Genomic DNA, 12,631 nt, shown 5'->3' on the forward strand with positions numbered 1-12,631 from the left:
CGGCTCAATTATACACATAAATCGGCGCGGAACTTGTTAAATAGCAAAAAATAAGTTATTTTTAGCGCAATTTTTCTTCAAACGAACCTAACAATGCAAATCAATGCTATCAAACTGCCTTTAGTCGAATTACAAAATATTAACGTAAAATTCGGGCAACAAACCGCTTTGCAAAACATCAATCTGACCGTTTATCCAAATTCAATCATCACTATCGTCGGTCCCAACGGCGGTGGCAAATCCACATTGCTGAAAGTATTGCTGAAACTGCAACAACCAACCTCCGGCAAGGTGATTTACAATAAAAATATCCGTATCGGTTATGTGCCGCAAAAAATCCATTTGGACCCGAATCTGCCGATGACGGTAGAAAAATTTTTATCGCTAAAAAAAGGCATTCATCCGCAGGACATTCAACAGGCGATGGCGTTATTGTCCATTAGCCATCTTATTCATAACAGTATGCAAAAACTTTCCGGCGGTGAAATGCAACGCGTGCTGTTGGCGCGCGCCATTCTAAATAAACCGAGTTTACTGGTATTGGACGAGCCGACCCAAGGTGTGGATATGACCGGTCAGGCGGAGCTATATCAACTCATCCATCAAACCCGCGAGAATTTAAACTGCGCAATATTGATGGTATCGCACGATTTGCATATCGTCATGGCGGACACCAACGAAGTACTGTGCGTTAATCAGCATATTTGTTGTGCCGGCACGCCGGAAACCGTCTCTAACGATCCGACCTTTATTCACTTTTTCGGCGACCAGTTTTCCAAAAATATTGCGGTTTATACGCACCATCACAATCACCGCCACGATATGCACGGCAACATCTGCCGCGTGGAACCAAAACAACCCCAATAACGATTTCTACTATGTTTGATATTCTTTTTCCCGCCTGGCTCACAGGCATCATGCTTTCCCTCATTACCGCACCGCTCGGCGCCTTCGTTGTGTGGCGCAAAATGGCGTATTTCGGCGATACCCTCTCTCACTCCGCGCTACTCGGTGTGGCGTTGGGGATTTTCCTGCAAATCAATCCCTATATTGCCATTTTAGTACTGACGTTATTGCTTTCCGTAGCGTTGGTCTGGCTGGAAAATAACACGCAGTTTTCCGTAGATACATTGCTCGGCATCATCGCGCACAGTTGCCTTTCCATCGGCGTAGTGACGGTAGGCTTGCTGAAAAACGTACGGGTGGATTTAATGTCTTATTTATTCGGCGACCTGCTGGCAATCAATTATGACGATCTCTTTTACATCGGCATCGGCGTCGTTATCGTGTTAGCGGCATTATGCTATTTTTGGAAGCCGTTGATCTCTGCCACCATCAGCCCCGAACTGGCGCAAGTGGAAGGTATTAACGTGAAAAAAATGCGCTTTATCCTGATGATCTTAACCGCGCTCACTATCGCTTTAAGCATGAAATTTGTAGGTGCGTTGATCATCACATCACTGCTGATTATTCCCGCCGCTACTGCCCGTCGTTTCGCCCGCACACCGGAAACCATGGCAATTATCGCCGTCTTCATCAGCATGATCGCCGTTTCCCTCGGCTTGCTCTTATCCGCTTACTACGACACCGCTGCCGGGCCATCCGTCGTCATCTGCTCCACTTTCCTGTTCCTGTGTTCCTTGCTAAAAAAACAGCAGAGTTAAAATTCACTGAAAAAAATAACCGCACTTTGAAATGCCCTCTCAAAGTGCGGTCGTTTTCAAGCCTGTTTTTTAAATTACAAACTTGGGCGAATGCCCAGCGTATGGCAAATGGCGTAGGTGAGTTCGCTGCGATTTAGGGTGTAGAAGTGGAAATCTTTCACGCCCTCGCGGGACAACACACGCACCATGTCCATGGCGATGCTTGCCGCCACTAAGTTACGGGTGGTTTGGTCGTCGTCCAAGCCATCATACATTTTTGCCATCCAGGCAGGAATTTTCACATTGGTAATCGCCGCCATTTTTTGTAGCTGCTTGAAGTTTGTCACCGGCAAAATGCCCGGTACGATTTCAGCATCAATGCCGATGGAAGCGCAACGATCACGGAAGCGCAGGTAGCTCTCGATGTCAAAGAAGAATTGGGTGATCACATGATTGGCGCCGGCGTCGATTTTACGTTTTAAATTGATTAAATCCGCTTGCGCCGATTTGGCTTCCGGGTGCACTTCCGGATAGGCTGCCACGGAAATATCGAAATCCGCGACATCGCGCAGCAATGCCACTAAATCCGCAGCATAAAACGGCTTTTTCGCATAACCTTTCGGCTCGTCGCCGCGTAATGCCACAATGCGACGAATGCCGCTGTCCCAATAATCTTTTGCAATTTGGCGCAACTCATCAGGTGTGGCGTCAATGCCGGTTAAATGCGGCGCGGCCTCCAATCCGGTTTCCTGTTTAATGCGTTTTACCACGCCGTGGGTGCGTTCACGCTCGCCTGAATTGGCGCCATAAGTCACGGAAACGAATTTAGGTTTTAATACTTTCAGGCGGTGAATGGAATCCCATAGAAGGTTTTCCATTTTTTCATTTTTAGGTGGGAAAAACTCAAAGGAAACGTTAATTTTGCCGTTTAAATCGGCTAAATGTTGGTTCAGATTATCAATTTCTTTTGCATAACTCATAAAGTTACCTCGTGTGTTTAATCGGTCGAAAATGTTCGTTTAAGTTATAGAGAAAGAGGTTAAAGAGAAAACGAATATGTGTCAATTTCAAATATTTCATTCAGTTAATGAATCGGATTAATACGCTAAGTAAAAGCCCGCGATCGATCACGGGCTTCAAAAACACCGAAAATTCTTACCGCACTTTTACCTAATTACGGCGACGTGCCAACAACCACCAAGTGATGATCAGGAACAACACACTCGGCATGAGCGCGCCGATAAGCGGCGTGGTGTTATAAACCAAGCTGAATTTGCCGAACAGTTCGTTCACCACATAGAACAAGAAGCCGAAACAAATCCCGATGAGAATCCGCGCGCCGGCGGTGACGCTACGCAATGGCCCGAAAATAAAGGACAGCGCCAACATCATCATCACACCTACAGAAATCGGTTGGAACAATTTGCGCCAATACGTGAGCTCAAAGTTTTTCGAATCCTGCCCCGTTTCCTTTAAGAAAGAAATGTAGTTAGACAAGCCTGAAATAGATAAGGAAGTCGGTCTTAGCGATGCCACGCCGAGTTTGTCCGGCGTCAAATTGGTTTGCCATTCTTCGTTTAAGCGGTTGGTGGTTTGAATACTTTCCGGTTGAATGCGGGATTCGTTAACCTGCTGCAACACCCATTTGCCGTTGTTAAACGCCGCACGGTTGGCATGTTTCATTTTTTCCAGCTGACGCTGATCGTTGAAGGTGTAGATGTAAATATCGTTTAATTCCACGTCGTCGGTAATGCGGCGCACATACACAAAATTGTTGCCGTCTTTCGCCCAAACGCCGTTTTGCACCGAGAGCATAGAACCGCCGGAAATGGCTCTGGAGCGCATATCGCGGGCGAATTGTTCCGTTTGCGGAATACCCCACTCGCCGATCACCATGGTCAACAACACCAACGGAATGGTGGTTTTCATCACGGCAAGACCAATACGCATACGGGAGAAGCCGGAAGACTGCATGACCACTAATTCGCTGCGGCTGGCGAGGTTGCCTAAAGCGATTAACGCGCCGAGCAATGCTGCCATAGGGAAGAAGGTTTCCACGTCTTTCGGCATGGTCAGCACCGTATAAGCGATGGCTTGCAAAATATCGTAAGTGCCTTTGCCGACGCTGCGGAATTGTTCCACAAACTTAATAATGGCGGACAACCCCACCAACATGAGCAAGGTGGCGAAAATTGTGCCTAAAATGCTTTTACCGATATATCGTTCTAAGGTATTCATCGAGTTATCCCTGTTTTACCGCTTTTTTATTCAACGAATAACGAATGCGATACATAAATGCGCTATCCCAGCTATTCAGGAAAATCGCCAGTAAGAAAAAGACAATATTAACTAACGGCATAAAGAATGCGGCGTTCAATTTGTCCGCACCGCCGGCGGATTTCAGCGAGCTTTGCAATAAGAAATAAATTAAATACAGCAACAATGCCGGCAACACCTTGGCAAATCGCCCCTGACGCGGATTTACGCGGCTTAACGGCACCGCTAACAACGCCATAATCGGTACCGCAAGAATGAGCGTTAAACGCCAATGCAATTCGGTTTTTGACGCCGGTGTATTGGTACTTAATAATTCACTTAACCCCAATTCTGCCGCTTCGCCGGATTCGTCCGTCACCGCTTTATGCCCTAAATACGCCTGATATTCATCGAAATGGGTAATGCGAAAATCCGGCAACGCCGCTGTACCTTCAAAGCGTTCGCTGTTTTGCAGATTCAAAATCTGATCGCCGTTCGGTAGGGCTTTCAATTCGCCTTTTTCCGCCACGATCACCGACGGCTTGGTTTGCCCGCGCGGCTGGGTTTGGAAGACATAAACGTTATTGATTTGATTATTTTGAATATTATCGATGAACAACACAAAATCACTGTTATTGGCGGTAACGAATTGCCCGGCGGACAACGCGCCCATGTTCGGATTGGCTTTGGCTTCCTCCACGATTTCCGTTTGCTTGTGAATCGCCCACGGTGTGAGCCAAAGGGCGTTATATGCCGCCACGCCCGCCGTCAATAAGGAAAGCAAAAGCACCACTTTAATTAAAATCGGTTGCCCTACGCCGCAGGCGCGCATCACGGTGATTTCACTTTCTGCGTACAAACGCCCCAGAGTGAGCAAAATTGCAATGAACAAGCAAAGCGGCAACATGAGCTGCGCCATGGTCGGCATGCCTAAGCCGAGTAAAGAAAAGACCAAATCCGCCGGCACTTGCCCGTTTGCCGCCGATCCCAGCACGCGTACCAATTGCTGACAAAAAAAGATTAACAGCAAAATAAACAGGATCGCGACCTGGCTTTTAAAAATTTCTTTGGTTAAATATTTGGTTAAAATCACTTTATCGCCTATTTTTTCTCTTGCAATTTAAGCAAAAGAGATTAAATTCATTCCGTTTACCAAAGGCAAATGCTTCATTTGCCTAAATAATAAGTAGCGTATAATACCCTAATTTGACATTTAAAACAGCAAAATAAGCGAGGAAAAAATGAAGTACAGCGCGCAACAATGTGCCGTCAACCCGGCTGCCGACTGCCTGATTGTGGGCGTTTTTGAAGAGAAAACCCTGTCCCAAAGTGCGGTGGAAATTGACAACGTTTCCGGCAAATACATAAGCCGTTTGGTAGAAAGCGGCGAAATTGGCGGCAAATTAGGGCAAACTGCGTTATTACGCCATGTGCCGAATGTGACCGCCGCGCGCGTGCTGGTGGTCGGTTGCGGCAAAGCAGGCGAGTTAAACGAACGTCAATATAAACAACTTATGCAAAAAACCGCGCAAGCATTGAAAGAAACCCAAGCCAAAAGTGCGGTCAGTTTTTTAACTGAAATTCAACTTAATCAACGTGACCTTTACTGGAACATTCGTTTTGCGGTGGAAACCCTAGAACAAGATTCATATCAATTCACCCAATTCAAAAGCCAAAAAACAGCGGAAAAATCCACCGCACTCTCCGAGGTGACTTTTAACGTAGGCGCCGACGATCAGGCAACCGCCGAACAAGCCATTCAGCACGGTGCCGCCATTGCGTTAGGCGTGCGCCTTGCCAAAGACGTAGCGAACTGCCCGCCGAATGTGTGCAACCCGACCTATCTTGCCGACAAAGCCTTGGACTTGGCGAAAACCTCTCCATTAATTAAAACCACTATTATCAATGAAGCCGAAATGGAAAAATTAGGCATGGGCGCGTATTTGGCGGTGTCTCGCGGTGCGCACAACGAAGCGAAACTCTCCGTGATGGAATACCGTAACGCGTCGAATCCGAACGCCAAACCTATCGTGTTGGTGGGCAAGGGCTTAACGTTTGACGCAGGCGGCATTTCCCTCAAACCTGCCGCCGACATGGACGAAATGAAATACGACATGTGCGGTGCGGCATCCGTTTACGGCGTGATGAATGCCTTGGCGCAGCTGCAACTGCCGTTAAACGTCATCGGCGTGATGGCGGGCTGTGAAAACCTGCCGGACGGCAATGCTTATCGCCCGGGCGATATTTTGACCACCATGAACGGCTTAACCGTAGAAGTGCTGAACACCGACGCAGAAGGGCGTCTGGTCTTGTGCGACACCTTGACTTATGTGGAACGTTTTGATCCTGAAGTGGTGATTGACATCGCTACCTTAACCGGTGCTTGCGTGGTGGCATTGGGGCAACACAACAGCGGTTTGGTTTCCACCCATGACGACATTGCCGCCGCCCTTGAAAAAGCCGCTCAACAAAGTGCCGACAAGGCGTGGCGTTTACCGCTAAGCGAAGAATATCAGGAACAACTGAAATCCAACTTCGCCGATTTAGCCAACATCGGCGGACGCTGGGGCGGTGCCATCACTGCGGGTGCATTCCTCTCCAACTTCACCAAGAAATACCCGTGGGCGCACCTCGACATCGCCGGCACGGCATGGCTACAAGGCGCGAATAAAGGTGCCACCGGTAGACCGGTTTCGTTACTGGTGCAATTCCTGTTGGATCAAGTGAAGTAAAAAACACTGAAAAAACAACCGCACTTTACTGTTCCATATGGAAAAAGTGCGGTCGTTTTACCCGCTGAATTCATCACTTTCGGTTATAATCTATGCCGAAAATCTATTAGATTTCTGATGGTTAAATGGATTTAATTTCTCGGTTTGTTATTTTTTTAGGAGTAAACAATGTTAATAGTCACCTTAGCGATTTTCGCGCTGGTCTTGGTTTTCCTTGGCTATTTGTATCAAAAAACACAGAAACTGGGGCAAACGGTGTTTGTCGGTTTGGTATTGGGCTTGGGCGCGGGCGCATTATTACAAAGCACCGGTGATCAAACGCTGATTACCAATGCGCTGGATTGGATGAATCTGGTGGGCGGCGGCTATGTGCGCTTATTGCAAATGATCGTCATGCCGTTGGTGTTCGTCTCCATTTTATCGGCGATTACCCGCCTGAATCAGGCAAGTGCACTGGGTAAAATCAGTTTCAGTGTACTTTCCGTTTTGTTAATCACTACCGCCATCGCCGCCTTTATCGGTATCGTGATGGTGTATGTTTTCGGTTTATCGGCGGAAGGTTTGGTTGCCGGCGAACGTGAAGTTGCGGCGCAAGCCAAAGTGTTAGGACGCGTGGATCAGGTCAGCAATTTAACCATTCCGGCAATGTTGCTCTCCTTCATTCCGAAAAACCCGTTCGCCGAACTCACCGGAGCAAACCCGACGTCCATCATCAGCACGGTCATTTTCGCCGCCTTCCTTGGCGTCGCGGCATTAAGTTTGCGTAAAGAAGATCAGGCGCTGGGCGATCGCATCGCACAAGGCGTGGAAACCTTGAATAAACTGGTTAGCCGCTTGGTGCGCTTCGTGATTCGCCTCACCCCATACGGCGTGTTTGCATTAATGATTAAAATCGCCGCCACCTCCAAGTGGGCGGATATTCTAAACCTCGGCACCTTCATCATCGCTTCCTACATCGCCATTATTCTGATGTTTGTGGTGCATGGCGTGTTACTCGCCCTTTCCGGCATTAACCCGATCGACTACTTCAAAAAAGTCATGCCGACACTTGCCTTCGCCTTCAGCTCCCGCTCCAGTGCGGCGACCATTCCGTTAAACATCGAAACCCAAACGGATAAACTCGGCAATAACCCGGCAATCGCCAATTTCTCCGCCACCTTCGGCGCCACCATCGGACAAAACGGCTGCGCGGGGATTTATCCGGCAATGTTGGCGGTGATGATCGCCCCGACCGTCGGCGTGGATCCGTTCAGCGTAAGCTATATCGCCACCTTGGTCTTAGTAGTCGCTATTTCCTCTTTCGGCATTGCAGGCGTTGGCGGCGGCGCGACATTTGCAGCCATCGTCGTGCTTTCAACGTTAAACTTACCGCTTGAATTAGTCGGTTTATTGATTTCCATCGAACCGCTTATCGATATGGGACGCACCGCGCTTAACGTTAACGGCGCCATGACGGCAGGCACATTAAGTAACAAGTGGTTGAAATTGAAAGACTAAGTTCCTTCTTTAAAAACACTGAAAAAAATGACCGCACTTTTACTCCCTAAAAGTGCGGTCATCATTTTTGTCAAATTAAAACAACGCTTACGCCACTAACGCCGTTTGTTTCAATCGATTCTTCAACTTGGTATATTCCGTTACCACATAGCGTTCCGCCCAGGCTTGATCGTCGATTTTTTCGATGCGCACCGCGCTGTATTTGTATTCCGGCGTTCTGGAACCCGGGTTCAAATGTTCGGCGGTGAGTTCGTTACATTTTCCGATCCACCATTGGTAGGTCATATAACAAGCGCCTTTGTTGGTACGAGTGCTGACATCGGCGCGGGAAATGACTTTACCGCGTGAGGACGCAATCCATACCAGGTCGTTGTTTTTGATACCAAGGGCTTTGGCATCTTGATCGTTCATTTGCACGAATCCCGGCTCATCGGCAAGGGCGGCGAGCGCACGGCAGTTACCGGTCATAGAGCGGCAGGAATAGTGACCGACTTCGCGCACGGTGGAAAGCACCAATGGGAATTCTTCGGAAACTTCTTCCATCGGCGGTTCCCAGTCGCAGGCGAAGAACTCGGCTTTACCGTTCGGACGGTCAAAGACTTGTCCTTTGTACAAATAGGACGTGCCTTGGTCTTCCGGTCCTTCGTCAGTGCAAGGCCATTGAATGTAGCCCAAACCTGCCATTTTTTCGTAAGTCGCACCTTTGTAAATCGGGCAAAGAGAACGAAGTTCATCCCAGATTTCTTGGGTGTTGTTGTAGTGCATTGGGTAGCCCATGGCTTGCGCGATGAGACTGATAATTTCCCAGTCGTCTTTCACGTTACCGGTCGGTTCAACGGCTTTATAGAAGCGTTGGAAACCACGGTCGGCGGCACTATACACGCCCTCATGTTCGGCACAAGAAGTCGCCGGCAACAACACGTCCGCTTCCGCGGCGGTTTGTGTCATGAAGATGTCTTGCACAACCAGAAATTCCACTTTCTCAAAGGCTTTCTTCACGGCATTAATATCAGGCTCTGTTTGCAATGTGTCTTCCCCCATAATATAGAACGCCTTGATTTTATCTTCCATGATGGCTTCCGGCACTTCGCTTAACGGCACGCCCGGTTTGGTTGGAATAGACGGTACACCCCAAGCTTTAGCGAATTTCGCATTGATTTCCGGATCGGCAAAACTTTGGTAGCCCGGCAGGACGTTAAACAACGCGCCCATATCGCAAGCGCCTTGTACGTTGTTTTGACCACGTACCGGGTTGACGCCCACATTCGGTTTACCGAGATTACCGGTTAACATTGCCAAACTTGCCAACGCACGCACGGTTTCCACACCTTGACGGAATTGACATACACCCATCCCCCACAAGATCGTGGCGGTTTCCGCTTTCGCATAAGTGCGGGCGATTTCACGCAACATTTCAGGCGCAATGCCGGTGATATGTTGGGTGGATTCAGGTGTGTAGGCTTTGACGGTTTCATAGAACGCATCGAAGTTTTCGGTGTGTTCGTCGATGAATTTTTGATCTTGCAACCCTTCTTCCAAAATCACATTCATCATGGCGTTCAGGAACGCCACATTACTGCCGTTGGCAAGCGGAGCATAAATGTCCGCAATACGGGCAGTTTCGATTTTACGCGGGTCACAAACAATGATCTTCGCACCTTTTTCTTTGGCGTGATTAATTCGACGCGCCACAATCGGGTGTGAAGTGGAGGCATTATAGCCAAAAATAAATACGCATTTGGTATCTTCAATCTCAACGATTGAGTTGGACATTGCGCCGTTACCGACCGATTTGAGCAGACCTGTTACAGAAGGGCCGTGTCATACGCGCGCACAACAGTCAACGTTGTTATTTCCTAATACCGCACGGGCGAATTTTTGCATCACGAAGTTCACTTCGTTGCCCGGTCCACGAGAAGATCCCGTTACCATGATAGATTCGTTGCCGTATTTTTCTTTGATTTCTCTGAGACGGTTCGCTGTGTAAGAAATGGCTTCTTCCCAGCTTACCGGTGTGAACGGTTCGCCACGTTTGTAGCGGATCATCGGTTGAGTCAGGCGAGGAGTCAGGATTTTTGTGTCATGCACAAAATCCCAGCCATAATATCCTTTTAGACACAACTCCCCTTCGTTGGTCTTGCCGTTTGCACCCTCAGCTCCCACAATTTTGTTATTCTCCACCAGAAGATGGATCTTACAACCTGAGGCACAATACGGACATACAGTAATCACTTTTTTAATTGCCATAGTAATGTCCTTATTTGAGATACAACACGAGATGGATAAATTATTGTTATTGTCCAAAGCCATCATACTCCTAAACATAAAACATAGGCTCACAAAAAGCATGGATTTATTGATATAGAACAGGTTTTTTGCAGATTTTGTGATTTGATAAAAAAAATGACCGCACTTTATATACATCCGAAATGCACTTTAACAAAGCTCTTATTCTGTAAGACTAACCTAAACGTTTCTATTCATACCGTTTCTTACCACTTTCCGCATCCTGCGTCCGTAACCATGCCAACTTTTCCTTAATCTTAATTTCCATGCCTCTTGTTGTCGGGAAATAGAATTGGCTGTCTTTTAGTTGCGGCGGGAAGTAGTTTTCGCCGGCGGCGTAGGCGTTGGGTTCGTCGTGGGCATAGCGATATTCAGCACCGAAACCGAGATCTTTCATGAGGTGGGTCGGGGCGTTGCGGAGATGTTCCGGCACGTCGAAATCGGCGGATTCGACAGCGAGTTTTTTGGCGGCTTTGAAGGCGAGATACACGGCGTTGCTTTTCGGTGCAACGGCAAGATACACGATGGCTTGTGCAATGGCACGTTCCCCTTCGGCGGCGCCGACACGGGTGAAACAATCCCATGCGGCAAGGGCGACTTGCATAGCACGCGGATCGGCATTGCCCACATCTTCCGAGGCGATCGCCAGCAAACGGCGCGCCACATAAAGAGGATCGCCGCCGGCAGTGATAATGCGTGCGTACCAATAGAGCGCCGCATCAGGGGCGGAACCGCGAATGGATTTGTGGAGTGCGGAAATAAAATCGTAAAATCGATCGCCTTGTTTATCGAAACGTGCCTGTCGTTCACCCAACACTTCCGTGAGTAAAGTGCGGTCTAAAATTTTGCCGTTTTTCGATTCCGTTGCCATATCCACCATCATTTCAAGGCAATTTAAGGCAAGACGCGCATCGCCGTTGACATATTCCGCCAACATCGACAACAAATTCTCTTGTAAATCCAACCGCACTTTGCCCAAACCGTTTTCCGGATCTTCAATCGCCTGTTGTAAAACACGCTCGATTTCCTGCGCGGAAAGGGGTTTGAGAATGTAAACCCGCGCGCGGGACAGCAACGCGTTGTTTAATTCAAAGGAGGGATTTTCCGTGGTGGCGCCGATAAAAATAATGGTGCCGTCTTCAATGTGTGGCAGGAAGGCGTCTTGTTGGCTTTTGTTGAAGCGATGAACTTCATCCACAAATAAAATGGTGCGTAAGCCCGCCAATTTATTTTGTTTGGCTTTTTCAATGGCTTCACGAATTTCTTTAATACCACTGGTGACGGCGGAAATGCGCTCTACTTCCGCGTTAATGCGATGAGCGATAATCTCCGCCAGCGTGGTTTTTCCGGTGCCTGGCGGGCCCCAGAAAATCATGGAATGGACATATCCCGCTTCAATGGCTTTGCGCAACGGTTTTCCTTCGCCCAACAAATGAGACTGACCGCAATATTGCGCCAACGTGGTCGGTCGCATTCTGGCGGCAAGCGGGCGAAAGTCGTTTTCGTTGAAATCAAAGCTGAAGTTAGACATAACCGAACCGATTATTTTTTACGTTGGTCGTCCAATTCGACGCCTTTTGGCACGCTGAATTTAAACAAACCGTCATCCAGCGTTTGATTGGTAATATTGCGCAAAACATATTGATTTGTCTGACCGTCTTTTTCCATTGTACTAAAGCCCTTTAACACGCCGTTTTGATCGATACGAATATCAAATTGTTTGATGTTGCTGTTTTGCGCTTTCGGTTTTAGCACGAAGGTATCATCTTTTTGTTCTACGGAATATTGCGCCCAATGGCTTTTATCATTACTGGTCAACAATACGAACGGCGTATTATTCACCGCATCTTTCACCCAGTTGGCAGTAACCTGTTCCACGAAGGGATCATAAAACCAAAGGGTTTGCCCATCGGCAATAATTTGGGTTTCCTGTGGCGCTTTGGTGTCCATGCGGAACAAATTCGGGCGTTTGATTTGCAATTTTCCATTGCCTTGTTGCACGTTTTTACCGTTCGCCGAACTCACGGTTTGCGCAAAATCCGCACTTAACACGTCCACTTTATTTAAGCGGCTTTGCAACTCAATATCGGCATTCGCCCAAGCAAGGGAAGAAAGCCCGAGCAGAGAAAGTGCGGTCAGTTTTAACAATGTTTTTTTCATAAAATTACCTGTATTCCATGTAAGAGGGGCGTTCACGCGCCCCGAAGATTTGTTCAT

General features: G+C 48.0%; 10 protein-coding genes. 4 read left to right on the forward strand and 6 right to left on the reverse strand.

Going from position 1 to position 12,631, the window contains the following annotated elements; genetic code table 11:
- Positions 1 to 93 precede the first annotated feature (93 nt).
- Positions 94 to 867 (forward strand): zinc ABC transporter ATP-binding protein ZnuC, encoded by a 774-nt coding sequence (gene znuC / locus DK430_RS00620; RefSeq protein WP_109077188.1) that lies wholly within the window; start codon positions 94 to 96, stop codon positions 865 to 867.
- Between the two features lie 11 nt (positions 868 to 878).
- Positions 879 to 1,664 (forward strand): zinc ABC transporter permease subunit ZnuB, encoded by a 786-nt coding sequence (gene znuB / locus DK430_RS00625; RefSeq protein WP_109077189.1) that lies wholly within the window; start codon positions 879 to 881, stop codon positions 1,662 to 1,664.
- Positions 1,665 to 1,738: 74 nt separating this feature from the next.
- On the opposite strand, the gene metF is transcribed toward znuB, so the two are convergent.
- The 3 genes from metF to lptF all read right to left on the reverse strand — a co-directional run bounded on the left by metF (position 1,739) and on the right by lptF (position 4,992).
- Positions 1,739 to 2,623 carry a methylenetetrahydrofolate reductase gene (metF, locus tag DK430_RS00630; RefSeq protein ID WP_109077190.1) on the reverse strand — a complete coding sequence of 295 codons (885 nt, stop codon included), beginning with the start codon at positions 2,621 to 2,623 and terminating at the stop codon, positions 1,739 to 1,741.
- Positions 2,624 to 2,813: 190 nt separating this feature from the next.
- The gene (gene lptG / locus DK430_RS00635; RefSeq protein ID WP_109077191.1) at positions 2,814 to 3,881 is read right to left on the reverse strand and encodes an LPS export ABC transporter permease LptG; all 1,068 of its coding nucleotides are present in this window, start codon (positions 3,879 to 3,881) and stop codon (positions 2,814 to 2,816) included.
- Positions 3,882 to 3,885: 4 nt separating this feature from the next.
- Positions 3,886 to 4,992 (reverse strand): LPS export ABC transporter permease LptF, encoded by a 1,107-nt coding sequence (gene lptF, locus DK430_RS00640; protein ID WP_239496767.1) that lies wholly within the window; start codon positions 4,990 to 4,992, stop codon positions 3,886 to 3,888.
- A gap of 148 nt (positions 4,993 to 5,140) precedes the next feature.
- On the opposite strand from lptF, the gene DK430_RS00645 reads away from it, so the two are divergent.
- Complete coding sequence (locus tag DK430_RS00645; RefSeq protein ID WP_109077193.1) at positions 5,141 to 6,631, forward strand: leucyl aminopeptidase; 1,491 nt, start codon at positions 5,141 to 5,143, stop codon at positions 6,629 to 6,631.
- A 168-nt stretch (positions 6,632 to 6,799) separates the two neighbouring features.
- On the forward strand, positions 6,800 to 8,128 hold the full coding sequence (locus tag DK430_RS00650; RefSeq protein ID WP_109077194.1) for an L-cystine transporter: 1,329 nt from the start codon (positions 6,800 to 6,802) through the stop codon (positions 8,126 to 8,128).
- Positions 8,129 to 8,215: 87 nt separating this feature from the next.
- On the opposite strand, the gene fdhF is transcribed toward DK430_RS00650, so the two are convergent.
- The 3 genes from fdhF to lolA are packed head-to-tail and all read right to left on the reverse strand — an operon-like array spanning position 8,216 to position 12,574.
- On the reverse strand, positions 8,216 to 10,552 hold the full coding sequence (gene fdhF, locus DK430_RS00655; protein ID WP_479745919.1) for a formate dehydrogenase subunit alpha: 2,337 nt from the start codon (positions 10,550 to 10,552) through the stop codon (positions 8,216 to 8,218).
- 52 nt (positions 10,553 to 10,604) lie between these two features.
- On the reverse strand, positions 10,605 to 11,945 hold the full coding sequence (locus DK430_RS00660) for a replication-associated recombination protein A (RefSeq protein WP_109077195.1): 1,341 nt from the start codon (positions 11,943 to 11,945) through the stop codon (positions 10,605 to 10,607).
- Between the two features lie 11 nt (positions 11,946 to 11,956).
- Positions 11,957 to 12,574: an outer membrane lipoprotein periplasmic chaperone LolA gene (gene lolA / locus DK430_RS00665; RefSeq protein ID WP_109077196.1), complete on the reverse strand. Its 618-nt coding sequence runs from the start codon at positions 12,572 to 12,574 to the stop codon at positions 11,957 to 11,959.
- Positions 12,575 to 12,631: the final 57 nt, after the last annotated feature.

Origin of the sequence: Aggregatibacter kilianii, assembly GCF_003129965.1 — a bacterium.
GTDB lineage: Bacteria > Pseudomonadota > Gammaproteobacteria > Enterobacterales > Pasteurellaceae > Aggregatibacter > Aggregatibacter kilianii_A.

Bases quoted from the DNA above. Each gene is read 5' to 3' on its own strand.
- DK430_RS00645 (WP_109077193.1), top strand. From the start codon at position 5,141: ATGAAGTACAGCGCGCAACAATGTGCCGTCAACCCGGCTGCCGACTGC.
- lptG (WP_109077191.1), bottom strand. From the start codon at position 3,881: ATGAATACCTTAGAACGATATATCGGTAAAAGCATTTTAGGCACAATT.
- metF (WP_109077190.1), bottom strand. From the start codon at position 2,623: ATGAGTTATGCAAAAGAAATTGATAATCTGAACCAACATTTAGCCGAT.
- lolA (WP_109077196.1), bottom strand. From the start codon at position 12,574: ATGAAAAAAACATTGTTAAAACTGACCGCACTTTCTCTGCTCGGGCTT.
- znuC (WP_109077188.1), top strand. From the start codon at position 94: ATGCAAATCAATGCTATCAAACTGCCTTTAGTCGAATTACAAAATATT.
- DK430_RS00660 (WP_109077195.1), bottom strand. From the start codon at position 11,945: ATGTCTAACTTCAGCTTTGATTTCAACGAAAACGACTTTCGCCCGCTT.
- znuB (WP_109077189.1), top strand. From the start codon at position 879: ATGTTTGATATTCTTTTTCCCGCCTGGCTCACAGGCATCATGCTTTCC.
- DK430_RS00650 (WP_109077194.1), top strand. From the start codon at position 6,800: ATGTTAATAGTCACCTTAGCGATTTTCGCGCTGGTCTTGGTTTTCCTT.